Genomic DNA, 18,028 nt, shown 5'->3' on the forward strand with positions numbered 1-18,028 from the left:
AATAGGCCGCGAAGCGGCCGCAGATTTTGGAGGGTTTGTCAACCCCTATTTTTAAAATTTTATGGGAAATTGGGGGGATTTGGAAAAAAGAAAAAAAGAAAAAGCCCTTGGAATCTGGGCTAGAGATTCCGAGAGCCTATTCCGGTTTGTGGGGGGACAACAATATGACAAAAAAACTCTTTTTTCAGGCAATTATAAAATTTGTATTGGGATTATTGATGTTGATGGTGCTTCTTTTCTTGCTGGCCGGAACTATTCATTATTATAACGGATGGCTATTGCTTGCTGTCTTATTTATTCCTATGTTTATTGCCGGGATTGTTATGATGATTTGTAATCCTGATCTTCTTAAGAAACGCCTTAATGTCAAAGAAGAGGAAAAAGAGCAGAAGGCTGTTGTGGCACTTAGTGGGATGATGTTTTTGGCAGCGTTTATTGTCGCCGGATTAAGCTTTAGGTTCAAGTGGATGCAACTTCCAAACTGGGTGGTCATTATCGGAACGGTTATATTTTTGCTTGCATATGCCACGTATGCAGAGGTACTGCGGGAAAATGCTTATCTTTCGAGAACGGTCGAGGTGCAGGATAATCAAAAGGTAATTGACATGGGATTATATGGCATTGTACGTCACCCAATGTATTTGGCAACACTGTTTCTTTTTCTTTCAATGGGGCTGATTCTCGGTTCTTTTGCAATTTTATTTTTGTATATTCCTATTATTTCAAAGCGAATAAAGAATGAGGAAAAGGTTCTTGAGGAAGGCCTTGATGGATATAAAGAATATAAAACTAAAGTGAAATACAAAGTGATTCCATATATTTTCTGATCCAAGGCGCAAAGATGAGACGCGGTTTATCTGCGACGTAAAAATACAGTAATATCTAAAAAGAGCTAGGTTAAAATCTAAAGAAAATTTGCAATATTCAAAACAAGTCCCCCGATTGCTTTAAAACACTCCGGAAATAACGATACCCAATCCTTCAAAGTACAATGTAACGTGCTTAGATGACGGACAAGGAAATGAAGCCACTACTAAATGAGAAATTTTCTCAAATGTTAGCAGAGGCTACTTTAGTATATCTTGGATATAATTGTTACACAACTTACTATGTTTTTATAAATTAGGAGGACAATATTATGTCAGTTTGGAGTACAGTAGGTAAAATCGCATGTGGATTTGTTCTGGGAACAGCAGGAGTAGGAATCCTTGGCAGTAAGGATGCTAAAAAGTGCTATACACATATTACTGCAGCTGCATATCGTTGCAAAGATTCCGTAATGGAAACCTATACAAATATTAAAGAAAACTGTCAGGACATTAGCGCTGATGCCAAAGAGATTAATGAAAAACGTTATAAGGAAGAAAGAGAAAAAGAAATAGCTGATGCTAAGGCTATCCTTGCAAAAGCGGAAGGCTGATTATGAAGTGCAAAATAGAGCATGAGTCCAATGGACGCATGCGTATTCATATGCATCAGTGTCATATGACACCTGATGAAGCCGATAAATTGGAATACTACATCAAGGATCTTCCGGGTGTGAAAAAGGTTGCAGTTAATGAGCGGACAGCCAATGCCATAATCTTTTTTGACTGTGATAAAAGAGGGGACGTATTAAAGGCTCTCTCGGAGTTTGATTACGAAACATCTCTTGTAACGGTTCCGGAGCACACAGGAAGAGAACTTAGAATCCTGTACGAGGATAAGATGTGCTTTCATGTTCTGGAGAGGGTGATAAAAAGAGTTTTTTTCCCCGCTCCGATAAGGGAAGTACTTACTATTTTCAGAGCAATTCCATTTATAATTGAAGGCATAAAGTCTTTGCTTAAGGGTAAACTTGAAGTGTCGGTACTGGATGCAGCAAGCATTCTGGTTTCACTCATCAGAAGAGACTTTGATACAGCCGGTTCTGTTATGTTCCTGCTTGGTGTGGGAGAGATAATGGAAGATTGGACGCATAAAAAGTCTGTGGACGATCTGGCAAGGGCTATGGCTCTTAATGTAGATAAGGTCTGGATGAGAGGCACGGATGGCACAGAGGTTCTTGTAAGTGTTTCTGAAGTAAAAGAAAAAGATGAGATCATAATAAGAACCGGAAGTATGATTCCACTTGACGGAGTTGTGACAGAAGGTGAAGCTTCAGTAAATCAGGCATCGATGACAGGTGAGTCTGAGCCTGTACACAAGGACAATGGAGCTTTGGTATACGCCGGAACAGTAGTTGAAGAGGGCGAGCTTACGATTAGTGTTACCAAATCCCAGGGAAGCGGAAGGTATGACCGCATTGTAGCCATGATAGAAGAGTCTGAAAAGCTTAAGTCAGAATCAGAAGACAAGGCATCGCATCTGGCAGATAAGCTTGTTCCATATACCTTTGGTGCAACTCTTTTGACGTATCTTTTTACGAGAAATGCTACAAAAGCAACGTCAATATTGAATGTGGATTTCTGCTGTGCATTGAAGTTGGCAATGCCGATTTCAGTTCTGTCTGCCATGAGAGAAGCAGGAGATTACAGTATCTCGGTAAAGGGCGGAAAGTTTATGGAAGCCGTGGCAGAAGCTGAGACGATAGTTTTTGATAAGACAGGTACACTTACCTATGCGTCACCCAGAGTTACTGATGTTGTGACTTTTGAGGGCTATGACAAGGATGAGGCACTTAGACTTGCAGCCTGTCTGGAGGAACATTATCCACATTCAATGGCCAATGCTGTTGTAAAAGCGGCTGAAGAAAAGAAGCTTTTACATGAGGAAAAGCATACAAAAGCGACTTATATAGTTGCACATGGTATAGCAAGTACGATAGATGGTCAAAAGGTTTGCATAGGAAGTCATCATTTTATATTTGAAGATGAGCAATGTGTGATTCCTGATGAGGAAAAAGAGAAGTTTGACAATCTTCCATCACAATATTCGCATCTGTATCTGGCTATCGGCGGAAAGCTTGTGGCTGTTATCCTGATTGAAGATCCGCTGCGTGCAGAGGCACCTGAAGTTATAGAAAAACTGAAAAAAGCAGGATTTGGAAAAGTGGTCATGATGACCGGTGACAGTGACAGAACTGCAAAGGCTGTAGCTGAAAAGACAGGAGTTACAGAGTACTTCTCAGAAGTTCTTCCTGAAGATAAGGCTTCTTTTATCAGAAAAGAGCATGAAGCAGGAAGAAAGGTGATTATGATAGGCGATGGAATCAATGATTCACCGGCTTTGTCAGAAGCAGACGCAGGTATCGCAGTAAGTACCGGTGCTTCAATAGCAAGAGAAATCGCAGATATAACCATAGCATCTGAAGATCTTGGAGCACTGCTTACTCTTAGGAACATCAGTAATAAGCTTCAGGATAGAATCAATTTCAATTACAGAACCATAATTATCTTCAATTCTTTCTTGATAATTATGGGAATGATGGGGGTATTTACCCCAACTATGACAGCATTTATGCATAATGCATCTACGATTGCTCTTAGCATGAAGAGTATGACCAATCTTTTGGAAGAAAAAGATAAGTAATAAAGAATCGGAAAGTTTTTGGGCTTTCCGATTCTTTATTAATGTAAAAAAATCAGGCATCAGCTTCAAGGCTTGCAAGCTGAAAAATATGGCAGGCAATTCCGACAGGAGAGGGAAGAAAAATATCAACCGCTGCCTCCATAAGGATTTCTTTGCGTAATTCACGCTTAAGTGCGGGAGTCATATGTCTGTATAATTCTTTTTTGGAATTGAAGGCTTTTTCATACTCTTTGACAGCGGTTTCGGGAACCTCAAGGTTAAGATTCTCAAGATAGCTTAAGATATCATTTTGAATTCCGTCGTGCTCAATCATAAGAGAAGCAGGCTTTTGGTGTACGGTCACTTTTGTTATATTCAATTTGCTTTCCGGTAGGGTATGTTTAAGCCAAAAAGCTTCTTTATCGCTCAATTCTTTGCATGATAGTCTTATTCTCAAGTAGTGTTTAGTTACGTGTTTGATCTCAAAATTCATTATTCTTACCTTTCTTTTTGTAACCCTTTGCTAACAAACATTTACAATATTAACTGTTCTGTTAACCAATGTAAAGAAAAAAATAACAGTTCACTTTTTATTCATGCTTTATCAAAATTTCATATTTGCAGCAACGAAATACAGGGCTTATTTTGATATAATTTATTGTGTGGAGCTGTGTGGCAGGCAGATAAAAAGGAGATTCTTATGGCAATAAATTCACTTGTTTTTACCAATGACAATTGCGTGGGATGTAACAAATGCATCAGCGTGTGCAGTTGTATGGGCGCATGTATATCAACTGAACCGGATGAAAATGGGCAGTCACGAATTGAAGTTGACAAAAATAAGTGTATAGCGTGCGGAGCATGCTTTGATGCATGCGAGCATGAAGCCAGACAGTACAATGACGATACTGAAAAGTTTTTTGCTGATTTAAAGAAAGGGGAAAAAATATCTCTTTTACTTGCGCCTGCTTTTTTAGCTGATTATCCAAATGATTATGAGAGAGTTCTGGGAGGCCTGAAAAAACTTGGTGTTAACAGGATCATCAGTGTCTCTTTTGGTGCAGATATCACTACCTGGGGATATATAAAGTACATTCAGACACACAATTATCTTGGCGGAATATCTCAGCCCTGTCCTGCTGTAGTTGGCTATATTGAGAGATATCTTCCGGAGCTTTTACCAAAGCTTTTCCCGGTGCAGAGCCCTATGATGTGTGCTGCGATCTATGCTCACAAGGAAATGGGAATTACTGATAAGCTTGCATTTATAAGCCCATGTATTGCCAAGAAAAATGAAATAGATGACCCCAATAATCATGGCTATATCAATTATAATGTGACGTTTGACCATTTAATGAAGTACGTGAATGAGCATAACATAAAAGGAGAGCCGGTTTCGGATGAAATTGAGTACGGTCTTGGATCTATTTATCCAATGCCTGGCGGATTAAAAGAAAATGTGTACTGGCTTTTGGGAAATGAAGTTTTCATCAGACAGATGGAAGGCGAAAAGAGAATGTATCATTTCCTTGAGCAAAACAAAGACAGGATAAAGGGTGGAAAAACACCGTTCTTATTCATAGATGCTCTAAACTGCGAGAATGGATGCATATGCGGAACCGGAACAGATCCCAAAATAACATCAACCGACGATCCGCTGTACAATATCCACGATATTCAGGAGAGGGTAAAAAAGAATACTAAAAAGAGTCCATGGTCAAGACCGCTTACACCTGAAAAGAGACTTGCAGCACTTAATAAGCAGTTTGCAAATCTTGATCTCAATGATTACCTTAGAAAGTACACAGACAGATCCAAGGAATGTAAACATCGTATTCCTAACGATGCTGAACTTGATAAAATATTTAAGGAAATGAACAAAAACGATTCAGCTTCGAGAAAGATCAACTGTTCATGCTGCGGATATGACACCTGTAAGGATATGGCCATTGCAATCTATAATGGCTTTAACCACAAGTCAAACTGTGTTCATTACCTTAAAGATCTTGTTGAGTATGAAAAGAAAGAAGCTCAGGAAATAGTTGAGCAGGAGAGAATCCAGCTTGAAGGTCAGAAGGATGACATCATGCGAACTGTTAATGAGATAAATGAGCATTTCAATTCTCTGACCGATACTATCAATGAAATGAACACCGGGAATACCGGAAATGCAGAAGAAAGCTCGGCTATATCCGGAGAAATGTCCAATGTCTCGGAGTTTTGTAACAGAGTAAATGAGTCTGTAAGCAATATCTCAAAATTCCTTGATGAGCTTACAAATAATAATAAGAGAGTCGTTGAAATTGCAAATCAGACCAATCTTTTGGCGCTTAATGCTTCTATTGAGGCGGCCAGAGCAGGAGAAGCAGGTAAGGGATTTGCGGTGGTTGCAGGTGAAATCAATGAGCTGGCATCAGATTCCAAGGAAACAGCTCAAAACAGCGGCAATGCAAATTCGAATATTAAGGACGCTGTAAATGTCATTGTTAATGAGACGGCTGAACTATTAAAAGTTGTTGAAGGTGTAAATACCAGAGTACAGAACCTTGCTGCTTCAACTCAGGAGATAGCGGCATCTACAGATGTTGTATCTTCAACAATGGAAAAAGTTCGCAGTGAACTTCAGAATCTTGCTGATAGTGGAGAATAAAAAAGACCTTAGGGTATGCCCTCTGTACATGCCCTAAGGTTTATCGGTCTTATATAAGAATGTTGAAAGCTTTCTTCGTTTACAAAAATGACATATCAAACAATAGAGTATTTATCGATTTCTTTTAGCTCATCTTCAGTAAAGTGAGTATTTTCGATAGCTTTAATATTGTCAAGGATTTGAGATGACTTTGATGCGCCGATCAAAACGGATGTAACATAGTCATCTTTTAATATCCAGGCAAGTGCCATTTCTGCAAGGGTTTGTCCACGCCTTTTTGCTATTTCGTTCAGGACTTTTATGGACTTTAGTTTTGTTTCGTCCAACTGGTCTTCTTTTAAGAAACGTCCATCGGTGCGCATCCTGCTGTCTGTTGGAATTCCGTTAAGATATCTGTCAGACAAAAGTCCCTGTGCAAGAGGAGAGAAGCAAATGATTCCTTTTCCCAGTTCTTTTGCTTTTTCTTTAAGACCGTTTTGCTCTATGTTTCTTGTGAAAATATTGTACCTGTTCTGGTTAATAATAAACGGGGTATGAAGGCTGTTTAGAATCGCTGCTGCCTTTTCAAGGTTTTCACCGTCGTAGTTGGAAATACCTACATAAAGAGCTTTGCCGCTTCTTACTATCTGGTCAAGAGCTTCCATGGTTTCTTCTAAAGGAGTATCGGGATCCATTCTGTGATGATAGAATATATCCACATATTCCAGATTCATTCTTTTAAGTGACTGATCTAGACTGGAAATAAGATATTTTCTGCTTCCCCAGTCCCCATAAGGACCGGGCCACATGTAGTATCCTGCTTTTGTGGAAATAATGAGTTCATCACGATATGATGAAAGCTCTTCCTTTAAAATTTTTCCGAAGTTGATCTCAGCAGCGCCTTCTGCAGGACCGTAGTTATTGGCAAGATCAAAGTGCGTAATACCATTATCAAAGGCAGTAAAACACAGATCTTTCATGTTCTCATAGTCGTTGTTATCCCCAAAGTTGTGCCATAAGCCAAAAGAAACAGCAGGAAGCTTAAGACCGCTTTTGCCACATCTGTTGTACTTCATGGTTTCATATCTCTTTTCATTTGCTGTGTACATGGTAACCTCCCACAAATAGATTTTTTACTATTTAATATAGTAACATTGTTTTCATTATAGTGGGCAGGAAAATACTTTCAAAAAGATTGCAAAAAATTAAGCCCCTCACGCAGGATCTTGCCTACGCAAAGGGCTTGTTAGCAAAAAATTATTCGCTGATCGTAAATTGTCCGATAAGACTATTAAGTGATTCGGATTGTTCTGAAAGCTCCTGAGATACAGCACTTGATTCTTCGGCAGTTGCGGAGTTGTTCTGAACTACGCTTGAAATCATTTCAATGCCCTTATCAATCTCGTCCATACTCTGTGCCTGCTGCTCCGCAAGATCACCGGTCTGAATGATCATATCGGTAATTTCTTCTACGCTGTGCTGCATGGCATCAAGAGCTTCTGTTGTTTCAGCAACAACCGAGTTACCGTTATTGATTTCATCCATGGTGTCAGCGATGAGCTGATGAGTGTTTTTGGCAGCTTCACTTGACTGATCTGCAAGCTTTCCTATCTGTTCTGCAACAACTGCAAAGCCTTTTCCGGTTTCACCTGCTCTTGCTGCTTCGATAGAAGCATTGAGGGCAAGAAGTGATGTCTGTTTTGCAATAGCTTCAATGGTATTTGTAACCTGCTCGATTTCTGCAGAAGCTTCAGTAATTCTTGTCATGGCATCTGTTACCAGATGCATCTTTCTGGAACTTGCTTCAGCATTGTCCCTGACTTCAGAAGCCATATCCTTACTCTTTTCAGCAACATCAGCAAGCTGTTTGGTCTGCTCGGTGATGGAATTAACTGAAGCTGTAAGTTCCTGAACGGCAGCAGCCTGATCGGTTGAGCCTTCAGCCAAATCATTTGCACCCTGCGACATATTAATGGCACCCTGTGAAACCTGCTGAGATGAATTTCTTACCTCTAAAAGTGTACTTGAAAGGTTATCTGCAATATCGGAAAGAGCAGACCTTATGGCTTCATAGTCACCAATATAGAGCTTTTCGTTCCGGGAACCGGAAGAAAAGTCACCGGCTGACATTCTTTTAAGGGTTTCGTCGATATCCTTTACAATCTGCTCTATAACATTTGTGGATTTTGTAATATCTTTTGCAAGCTTTCCGAGTTCATCCTGTGAATCGGTCTCAATACTGATTTCAATCTTACCTTTGGCCATATTGTCGGCTGCTTTGGAAATGGCATCTATAGGACCAAGAATACTCTTTGTCAGAGCGCCTCTTGCTTTTACCGAATACATAATCGCGTAAATTACAACTGCAAGAGAAATCAGTGTCATTACAAGTACGCTTACAAGCGCAAGAGTATATGCAGAAGAAGCCTGAGCTTTGGCAGAAATTCCGATTTCCTTAAAGTCCTTTACTACAACCTTAATGGCTTCGTTTACGGTATTAACATAATAATCATATAATTCCTGATCGGAAGCACCGCTTTCAAACATCGCTTTAAGGGTGTCGTCAGCTTTATCTATATCATTTATGTGGGAATACGCTGTGTTTAAATCCCCTTTGTACACCTTGCTGAGAGTATCAAGACCATCGTTCAGTTCCTGAATTTTTTCTTCGGCACCTGATATCTGCTCATTTATGTCATTTGCATCCTGAGCTGCCAGAGCCCAGAGATAATATTTGGCCAGAGCCTGAATTGTTATTCTGACTTCGCCCTGCTGTGTGTTTTGCTCATAATAAACAGAATAGATATTATGCAGGTTAAAGAGTGCAACAATGTCAATTAAAACAATTACCACAAAGATAATAACCAGATTAGCCTGAAATTTGTTGAATACTTTTTTGAATTTATCGGATACAGATAACTTTTTAAAAGAATCCGATACAAATTCGATATTTGTTGCATCTTTATTGGCCATAGTAACCTCCTAACACTTTCATACGAGAATATAATTGCTCACCCTATATGTTTTATCGACAATATATATCTTTATTTTAGCTTTTTGTTGTAAAAAAATACACAATTATACGCAAATTTATAAACATTTCAGATATAAGTACATCTTATAGCAAGTATAAAAAATATTGATTTTACTTATGACTAACAACAGAGTAATATGAACTTGCATTAAAGATGCGATTAAAAATTTAAAAGTGAGGGTTAAAAAATGGTTAAAGCAGTTGTAGGCGCAAACTGGGGAGATGAAGGAAAAGGCAAGATCACAGATACTCTGGCCGATAATGCCGATGTAGTTATTCGTTTTCAGGGCGGTGCCAATGCAGGCCACACTATCGTCAATGATTACGGCAAGTTTGCACTTCATACTATGCCGTCGGGAGTTTTTCATTCACATATAATGAATATTATTGGCAACGGCGTTGCCTTCGATATTACCAAGTTTATGAAGGAACTTGATGAGATCACTTCCAAGGGAGTTCCTATGCCACAGATTATGATCTCTGACAGAGTGCAGGTCATGATGCCCTATCATGTACTTTTTGATACGCTCGAAGAGGCAAGACTTGCAGGCAAGAGCTTTGGTTCAACCAAGTCAGGTATAGCTCCTTTCTATTCGGATAAGTTTGCCAAGATTGGATGGCAGATAAATGAGTTTTATCAGGATGATGAGGCAATTAAAGAGAAAATTGCCAGAATTGCAGAGATAAAAGACGTTATACTTGTAAACCTTTATCACGCTGAACCTATTGATCAGGAAGCTTTGTTTGAACAGATTGTAAGCTGGAGAGAGCAGGTTAAGCCATATATCGGAAATGTGGCACTTTACCTTGACGGAGCTATTAAGGAAGGAAAGACAATTCTTTTAGAGGGACAGCTTGGAACCATGAAGGATCCTGATCACGGAATCTATCCTATGGTTACATCTTCATCACCTCTTGCAGCTTATGGTGCAATTGGAGCAGGAATTCCTCCTTATGAGATCAAGCAGATTGTTACTGTTTCCAAAGCATATTCTTCAGCAGTTGGAGCAGGTGCATTTGTATCAGAACTTTTTGGTGATGAGGCAGAAGAACTTAGAAGACGCGGCGGTGACGGCGGTGAATACGGTGCAACAACCGGAAGACCCAGACGTGTTGGCTGGTATGACTGCGTAGCAAGTAAATATGGATGCAGACTTCAGGGTACTACTGATGTTGCATTTACAGTACTTGATGTGTTAGGATACCTTGATGAAATACCTGTTTGCGTGGGATATGACATCGATGGCGAAGTAACAACAGAATTCCCTGTTACTCATCTTCTTGAGAAGGCAAAGCCTGTTTATGAAGTACTTCCGGGTTGGAAGTGCGATATAAGAGGCATCAGGAAATATGAAGATCTTCCTGAGAACTGCAGAAAATACATTGAGTTTATCGAGGAGCACATCGGATATCCGATTACTATGGTAAGCAACGGTCCTGCAAGAACAGATATAATCTATCGCAATAAATAAAATACATAAACAGATGATATGCAAGAACTTCACGGACGCTTTCGCTTCGTTGAAAACGTAGCAGTACTAAAGCCTTAAAAAAACAAGGCATAAGTACTGACGTTTTCAAAGACCGCGAAGATTTCTTGCACATACATCTGTTTACTTGCGTATTGAAAGAGGACTGATATTTATATGAATAAAACTCCAAAATATAAGAGAATTCTTGCATTATCCGCACTGGTGCTTATAGTACTTTTAATAGTAGCATTTTTATTTGTGGCATTATTTGGAGGCCCGGATTCGAAAAATCTTTTCATGGGACTTGCTGCTGCGGTGGTTGCGGTGCCTATCCTCTGTTGGCTGCTTATCTGGTCGATAGGCGCGATTACCGGCAGGCACACGATAGCATCGCTTGATGCCATGAGCAGCAACAAAAGGCATGACAAATATGGCAACATAATTCCGGATGGTGAAATCAATACGGTTGTATTTGATATAGGTAATGTTCTTACGGATTTTGCCTGGGACAAGTTCCTTATGTTTAAGGGCTTTGATGACAAGATGGTAGAGAGAATCGCAAGGGCTACAGTCTATAGCGATGACTGGGTAGAATACGATAAGGGTAATCTATCCAATGATGAGATTATTGCCAGGTTTGTAGAAAATGACCCTGAGATAAAAACTCAGCTTGAAGATACATTTAAGAACATAGACGGAATCATCTTAAAAAGAGAGAAGACAATTCCCTGGATAAGATCTTTAAAGGCGGCAGGCTACAAAGTTCTCTATCTTTCCAACTTCTCCAGACAGGCTCTTGAAGGATGCCCTGAAGCAATGGCCTTTTTGGACGAAACAGACGGCGGCATTTTAAGCTACAGAGAACACGTAGTTAAACCGGATCCGGCCATATACAACTTATTGGTAGACAGATATAACCTGACGCCATCCAAAACCGTCTTTATAGATGACACCCCGGTAAATATAGAAGCAGCCATAAACCTTGGCTGGAAGGGCATCATCTATCGTGACTACAATCAGGTGGTTGATGAGCTTGCAGCTATGGGTGTGAAGTTTTGAAGTATTGGGAACTCGTGAATGGCATATGATTTAATTTGAAAAAGCTTGAAAATTAGTCAACCGATGTATGTGATCAGGTTGACTAATTTTGAGTAAAATTGTTTTTGATCAGTTGAATAAGTTTATCCGCAGCTATGGAAATGGGACGTGAGTTATCAGTTACAACGCAGATTTTTCTCTTGGGAATCATTTTGTTGAAACGCAGCTCAAAAAGGATGCCTGATTCAAGTGAGTCTCTGGCAAAATCCTTTACTACGCAGCCAACACCCAGACTTCGAAGAGCAAACTGAACTATCATATCGCTGGTTGCAAGTTCAAATTCAGGATGGATGGATACTCCGTTCTTTTCGAGGAATGAGTGGATATATTCGGTGGTGCTGGTTTTGCCTTCGAGAAATATCAGTGGCATAGCAGACAAATCTGAAAAATCCAGAGTACGGTTTTTGTATTGAATGAACTTTCTTCCGGCTACGAAAGTGTCCTGTATTTCTGATACAGGGAAAAAAGAAAGTGTGTCAGATTCTTCAAAGGGACTTGATACAACACCGAAGTCTATACGATCTTCTTTCAGATAAGAAAGAGTTTCGGGGGTTGGGCCGTTTGTAACAGTTACTTTTATTCCGGGGTATAATTCGTGGAATTTCTCTAAATAAGGAAGAAGGAAAAATCTAAGAGTCATATCGCTGGCTCCGATTCTGACTTCTCCTGCATCAAGGTGCAGAAGGTGACTGAGACGCTGCTCACCAAGGTCAATCTGTTCATACCCTTTTTTTATATATCTGTATAACAGACTTCCTTCTGATGTAAGTTTCATTCCTTTAGAGGTTCTTTGAAACAGTGTGCATCCCAGAAGAGATTCTAGTTGATGTATTGACTGGCTTACAGCCGGCTGGGAGATCGAAAGCTCTTTTGCGGCGGCTGTTATGCTGTTGTATTTTCCTACATAATAAAAGACTTTGTAATACTCCAGATTACTTATCATATTGCTTTTCTCCATAAGTTATAATTATATCATAAGCTATTATATCACCTTTTATTTTCACAATAAATTCTTATAAAAATTCTGTACTTTTTATGACAGCCTTGCTATAATTTATCAAGGAATTTGGTAACAGAAAACTATTGTGAGGTTGAGGCGACTGCCTTCAAAACCTTTAAAGGAGCGGCTTTCAATGGATATTCAAAATGACAAAAGTGTCAATGAAAACAGCGTTGAGGACATCGTTTCCAGATACCGTCCGGAGGTAGATAAGTTATTACCATATGTAAAATGGCTTAAGGACAATGCTAAATCAGAAGTTGCCCAAAGCTATTCTAATAGTGACCTCAAATCTATGCCATTTCCGGTTTATGATTCAAATTTACTCAGCTTTGTAAAAGCGGCTCAGAATACTAATCTTCTGGATCGCAATTATGTCTATGTATATACCAGAAATCATTTGAATAGTGCTAAGGATGAGCTTCTTTTTATAAAGGATGCTCAGATTATGGATATGGATGACCTTGCGGGAATCCTTTCCAAATATATTCTGTCCGGAATGACCAAGGGAACCGTGTGGGCAGAGGGAGTCTACAACGGAGTTCTATATCAGGTTGTAAGCAAGATGGATGAATTATTGAACTATTGGTCTGTTAAGGCTACTGATACCTGATTGATATTAGTAGGAGCAGAATACCGCCGGCATCGTATTTTGGTCTGCTGCAGCATTATAATTTAAACGGATTTAGTAAGATATAAACTATCGTTTAGGAGATAATAATGGGAGAGAAGTCTGCCAAGAAGAAACAATATATTCTTGACAAAGCAAGGGGAGTTTTTTCAGAAAAAGGTTTTAAAAACGTTACCATGAAGGACATTGTAGATGCCTGCGAGATTAGTCGTGGGGGTCTTTATCTCTATTTTTCCAATACAGAAGAGCTGTTTCTTGAAGTTCTTTCAAGTGAAGCTCGTGAAGATGATGATGAAGCTATAGATGCAGCACTTTCCGGTGATGCATCAGCGGGCGATATGCTTGCTCTTTTTCTTAAGGAACAGAAAAAAGAAATCCTTAGAAAAAAGAACAACTTAACTGTCGCTACATATGAATATTATTCCGTCAACAAACAGACGACAAAAAATAATCCCTTAAAATTACAATTTGATACAGCTGTAAGAATAGTTGAAAAGCTTATTGAAAATGGCGTTGAAAATGGTGAATTTGTTTGCGAGAACCCTGTAGGATGTGCTCGCAATCTTATGTACGTGGTGGAAGGTCTCAAGATTACTTCCAAGACAATCGGTATTTCCGAAGAAGCAATTGACAGGGAATTAATGTACGTGCTTGAGGGATTAGTGCCTTTTGAATTAAATAGCTAGTTTTAAGAAAGAGTGCTTTATACCGGCACTCTTTCTTTATAACAATAAACAATATTTTTAGAACGAGGAGATATTATGAGCAGTGTAAGACGAATCTATGTTGAGAAAAAGCAGCCTTTTGCCGGTAAAGCAAAGGAACTGAGGCATGAGATCAAGAGTTATCTTGGAATAAATAGCGTGTCAGAAGTAAGAATCTTCATCCGTTATGATGTTGAGAATATTTCTGAAGACGTTTTTGAAAAGGCCTGCAGGACTGTTTTCTCAGAGCCCCCTGTAGATATTTTGTACAGAGAAAGCATTGAAGTGCCAAGTGGCGCAGTGGTATTTAGTATTGAAGCACTTCCGGGACAGTTCGATCAAAGAGCTGATTCGGCAGAGCAGTGCGTTCGTTTTATAAAAGGTGATGAAGAACCTGTTATCAAAACAGCCGTTACCTATATGCTCATAGGAGATATGACAGAAGAGGAAATCTCCAAAATAAAGGAATACACTATGAACCCGGTGGATTCCAGAATTGCAGATGAAAAGAAGCCTGAAACTCTGGTTACAAACTACGATGAGCCGGAAGATGTGGCAGTTCTTGATAACTTCTGCACAATGTCAGAAGAGGACTTTGAAAATCTGTACAAGTCACTTGGTCTTGCCATGACACTTAATGATTTTAAGTGGATCAGACAGTACTTTAATGATGACGAACACAGAAATCCTACCATGACTGAAATCAGGGTTCTGGATACATACTGGTCAGATCATTGCCGTCATACAACCTTTGGAACAGAACTTAAAACCGTAGAATTTGGCGAGGGAGACTACAGGGCTCCTATCGAAAATGCTTATAGAGATTACCTTTCAGCAAGAGATGCGCTTTATCAGACCGAGGATAAAAAGAAAGAGAAGTTCATTTCCCTTATGGATATAGCCCTTATGGGAATGAAGAAACTTAAAAAAGACGGAAAACTCACAGATATGGAGGAGTCCGAAGAAAATAACGCCTGCACTGTAGTGGTTCCTATAGATGTGGATTATGGCGAAGGTGTAAAAAGAGAAAACTGGCTTGTTTTCTTTAAGAACGAGACTCACAACCATCCTACAGAGATCGAGCCATTCGGTGGCGCTGCAACATGCCTTGGCGGAGCTATCAGAGATCCGCTTTCAGGAAGAGGCTATGTATATCAGGCTATGCGTGTAACAGGTGCCGCAGATCCTACAGTTCCTGTAGCTGAGACTATGAAGGGCAAGCTTTCACAGAAAAAGCTCGTAAGAGGCGCTGCTTCAGGATATTCATCATACGGTAACCAGATCGGACTTGCTACAGGATATGTAAAAGAAATCTATCATCCCGGATATGTGGCAAAAAGAATGGAAATTGGTGCGGTTATGGGAGCTGCTCCACAGGAGCATGTTATCCGTGAGAGCGCTGATCCCGGAGACATCATTGTGCTTCTTGGCGGAAGAACAGGAAGAGATGGATGTGGCGGAGCAACAGGTTCATCCAAGGCTCATGATTCAAAATCTCTTACAAGCTGCGGCGCAGAGGTTCAGAAAGGTAACGCTCCTACAGAGAGAAAGCTTCAGAGACTCTTTAGACGTCCTGAAGTCAGTGAACTTATAAAGAAATGTAACGACTTTGGAGCAGGCGGAGTTTCAGTTGCTATCGGTGAGCTTGCGCCCGGTCTTGATATCAATCTTGACCTTGTGCCTAAAAAATATGCAGGTCTTGATGGAACAGAGCTTGCCATCTCAGAGTCACAGGAGAGAATGGCAGTAGTTGTAGCTCCTAAGGATGTGGACAGGTTCCTTGAGTATGCAGGAGAAGAAAACCTTGAGGCTGTTAAGGTTGCAGTAGTTACTGAGGAGCCAAGACTTGTACTTAACTGGAGAGGCAAGAAAATAGTAGACCTTAAGAGAGCATTCCTTGATACAAACGGTGCCCATCAGGAGACAAACGTTAAGGTAGAGATTCCTTCAAAGAGTGATAACTATCTTGATAAAACAGCTTCTGAAGGTGCAAAAGAAGCTCTTTTAACCGGAGATGTAAAGAAAGCATGGCTTTCTGTATTAAATGACCTTAATGTATGTTCTCAGAAAGGTCTGGTTGAGATGTTTGACTCATCAATCGGAGCAGCTTCCGTTTTAATGCCTTACGGCGGAAAAAGACAGCTTTCCGAGACACAGACAATGATCGCCAAGCTTCCTGTTTTGTCAGGAAAAACAGATACAGTAACAATGATGAGCTATGGCTTTGATCCATATCTTTCAAGCTGGAGCCCATACCACGGTGCAGCCTATGCCGTAACAGAGTCTGTATCAAGGATTGTTGCAAGCGGCGGAGATTATAAAAAGCTCCACTTCACATTCCAGGAGTACTTTAAGAGAATGACAGAGGATCCTGAGCGTTGGAGCCAGCCTTTCACAGCTCTTTTGGGCGCTTATGAAGCTCAGATGAAGTTTGGCCTTGCTTCTATTGGTGGAAAAGACTCTATGTCAGGCTCATTTAATGAGATAAACGTACCGCCTACACTTGTTTCTTTTGCAGTAGATGTGGCACAGCTTTCGGATGTAGTAACACCTGAACTTAAAATGGCAGGAAACAAGCTTGTTCAGTTTAAGCTCCCAAGAGATGGCTATGATCTTCCTGATTATGAAAAGATCATGGCTCTTTACGAGAAGATAAATGCTCTTATGAAGAAGAAAGCTATCTGCTCAGCCTATGCGGAAGATTCTTACGGAATTGCTGCGGCCGTTTCCAAGATGGCATTTGGTAACGGTTTGGGAGTTAAGATTGATGATGCTATAAGTGCAAAAGAGCTCTTTACAAACGATATAGCAGACATTATCGCAGAAGTTCCGGCAGAGTTTGTTTCGGATGCTATAAATGCCGGCGGCAGAGTAATCGGTGAAGTGACAGATGATAACACATTCACAGCTTGCGGCGTAAGCTTTTCTGAAGATGAGGCACTTGAGAGCTGGAAGGATAAGCTTGAGAAGGTATTCCACTCAACAGTTAACGAGGAGAAAAAAGCTGTAGACACAGGTCTTTTCAAGGCTGAGAGCGTATATGTATGCAAGAATAAGGTGGCAAAGCCTACAGTATTCATTCCAGTGTTCCCCGGAACAAACTGCGAGTATGACAGCGCTCAGGCTTTTGAAAGAGCAGGTGCAAATACTAACATCAAGATATTCAGAAACAGAGATGCTCAGGATATCAAAGAATCAGTTGAAGAGTTCAAAAAAGCTATCGAGCAGGCTCAGATCATCATGTTCCCTGGCGGATTCTCAGCCGGTGACGAACCTGACGGAAGTGCCAAGTTCTTTGCGACAGCTTTCCAGAATGAAGAGATCAAGGCAGCAGTTGAAGATCTTTTACAGAACAGAGACGGACTCGCGCTCGGTATATGCAATGGTTTCCAGGCTATGATCAAGCTCGGACTTGTGCCAAACGGCAAGATAACAGGACAGAGTGAGAACTCGCCTACACTGACATTTAATACAATTGGAAGACATATTTCCAAGATGGCTACAATAAAGGTTGTTTCCAACAATTCACCTTGGCTTAAAAATGCAAAGCTTGGCGGAGTATACACAAACCCTGCTTCACACGGTGAAGGAAGATTTGTTGCACCTGAAGATGTACTTGATAAGCTCTTTGCAAATGGCCAGATTGCAACACAGTACTGCGACCTTGATGGAAACATAACAATGGATGACGAGTGGAACATCAACGGCTCCTACAGGGCAGTTGAAGGTATCCTTTCACCAGATGGAAGATGCCTTGGTAAGATGGCTCACTCAGAGAGACGTGGCGACGGCGTAGCAATCAACATCTACGGCGAGCAGGATCTTAAGATATTTGAGAGTGGAGTTGAATACTTCAGATGATATTGGTGAGGAAATTATCAAGTGATTGCGCTTGCGCAATATCACTTGATAATTAACGAACCTAACAAGAATGAGGAAAAAAGCTATGCGAGCAAAGTGAGCAGAGCGAT

Annotated in this window: 14 protein-coding genes; 10 read left to right on the plus strand and 4 right to left on the minus strand. The window is 40.3% G+C overall.

The features are described 5' to 3' along the window. Window positions 1-61 precede the first annotated feature (61 nt). The 4 genes from J6O61_RS05765 (at window position 62) to J6O61_RS05780 (ending at window position 3,510) form a co-directional block, all read left to right on the plus strand. A complete protein-coding gene (locus J6O61_RS05765) occupies window positions 62-268 on the plus strand; it encodes a hypothetical protein (RefSeq protein ID WP_292210704.1) in 207 nt (68 codons plus the stop codon). Between the two features lie 55 nt (window positions 269-323). Then, entirely contained in the window at window positions 324-827 is a 504-nt protein-coding gene (locus tag J6O61_RS05770) for a methyltransferase family protein (protein WP_292210707.1), read from the plus strand. A 311-nt stretch (window positions 828-1,138) separates the two neighbouring features. Then, a complete protein-coding gene (locus J6O61_RS05775; RefSeq protein ID WP_292146776.1) occupies window positions 1,139-1,420 on the plus strand; it encodes a DUF6110 family protein in 282 nt (93 codons plus the stop codon). Window positions 1,421-1,422: 2 nt separating this feature from the next. Then, window positions 1,423-3,510, plus strand: coding sequence for a heavy metal translocating P-type ATPase (locus J6O61_RS05780; protein WP_292210710.1), 2,088 nt, complete (start codon window positions 1,423-1,425; stop codon window positions 3,508-3,510). A 52-nt stretch (window positions 3,511-3,562) separates the two neighbouring features. On the opposite strand, the gene J6O61_RS05785 is transcribed toward J6O61_RS05780, so the two are convergent. Continuing rightward, window positions 3,563-3,868 (minus strand): hypothetical protein, encoded by a 306-nt coding sequence (locus J6O61_RS05785; RefSeq protein ID WP_292210711.1) that lies wholly within the window; start codon window positions 3,866-3,868, stop codon window positions 3,563-3,565. 321 nt (window positions 3,869-4,189) lie between these two features. Between J6O61_RS05785 and J6O61_RS05790 the strand changes: the two genes are divergently transcribed. After that, on the plus strand, window positions 4,190-6,139 hold the full coding sequence (locus tag J6O61_RS05790) for a [Fe-Fe] hydrogenase large subunit C-terminal domain-containing protein (protein ID WP_292210712.1): 1,950 nt from the start codon (window positions 4,190-4,192) through the stop codon (window positions 6,137-6,139). A 95-nt stretch (window positions 6,140-6,234) separates the two neighbouring features. Here the strand turns inward: J6O61_RS05790 and mgrA are convergent, their stop codons facing one another. Beyond that, window positions 6,235-7,227: an L-glyceraldehyde 3-phosphate reductase gene (gene mgrA / locus J6O61_RS05795; RefSeq protein ID WP_292210713.1), complete on the minus strand. Its 993-nt coding sequence runs from the start codon at window positions 7,225-7,227 to the stop codon at window positions 6,235-6,237. A 148-nt stretch (window positions 7,228-7,375) separates the two neighbouring features. Beyond that, a complete protein-coding gene (locus tag J6O61_RS05800) occupies window positions 7,376-9,091 on the minus strand; it encodes a methyl-accepting chemotaxis protein (protein ID WP_292210714.1) in 1,716 nt (571 codons plus the stop codon). A 249-nt stretch (window positions 9,092-9,340) separates the two neighbouring features. Here J6O61_RS05800 and J6O61_RS05805 point away from each other — a divergent pair, with 249 nt between their 5' ends. Further along, window positions 9,341-10,624 carry an adenylosuccinate synthase gene (locus tag J6O61_RS05805; RefSeq protein ID WP_292210715.1) on the plus strand — a complete coding sequence of 428 codons (1,284 nt, stop codon included), beginning with the start codon at window positions 9,341-9,343 and terminating at the stop codon, window positions 10,622-10,624. 174 nt (window positions 10,625-10,798) lie between these two features. Further along, window positions 10,799-11,683: an HAD family hydrolase gene (locus J6O61_RS05810; protein WP_292210716.1), complete on the plus strand. Its 885-nt coding sequence runs from the start codon at window positions 10,799-10,801 to the stop codon at window positions 11,681-11,683. 82 nt (window positions 11,684-11,765) lie between these two features. Here the strand turns inward: J6O61_RS05810 and J6O61_RS05815 are convergent, their stop codons facing one another. Continuing rightward, window positions 11,766-12,665 carry a LysR family transcriptional regulator gene (locus J6O61_RS05815; protein WP_292210717.1) on the minus strand — a complete coding sequence of 300 codons (900 nt, stop codon included), beginning with the start codon at window positions 12,663-12,665 and terminating at the stop codon, window positions 11,766-11,768. Window positions 12,666-12,855: 190 nt separating this feature from the next. On the opposite strand from J6O61_RS05815, the gene J6O61_RS05820 reads away from it, so the two are divergent. The 3 genes from J6O61_RS05820 to J6O61_RS05830 all read left to right on the plus strand — a co-directional run bounded on the left by J6O61_RS05820 (window position 12,856) and on the right by J6O61_RS05830 (window position 17,918). Further along, complete coding sequence (locus tag J6O61_RS05820; RefSeq protein WP_292210718.1) at window positions 12,856-13,335, plus strand: hypothetical protein; 480 nt, start codon at window positions 12,856-12,858, stop codon at window positions 13,333-13,335. 107 nt (window positions 13,336-13,442) lie between these two features. Next, on the plus strand, window positions 13,443-14,039 hold the full coding sequence (locus tag J6O61_RS05825; RefSeq protein WP_292210719.1) for a TetR/AcrR family transcriptional regulator: 597 nt from the start codon (window positions 13,443-13,445) through the stop codon (window positions 14,037-14,039). Between the two features lie 75 nt (window positions 14,040-14,114). Beyond that, window positions 14,115-17,918, plus strand: a complete 3,804-nt coding sequence (locus tag J6O61_RS05830) for a phosphoribosylformylglycinamidine synthase (protein WP_292210720.1) — start codon at window positions 14,115-14,117, stop codon at window positions 17,916-17,918. The last annotated feature ends 110 nt before the right edge of the window (window positions 17,919-18,028 follow it).

The sequence above is a fragment of the Butyrivibrio sp. genome, assembly GCF_017635265.1.
Classification (GTDB): domain Bacteria; phylum Bacillota; class Clostridia; order Lachnospirales; family Lachnospiraceae; genus Butyrivibrio.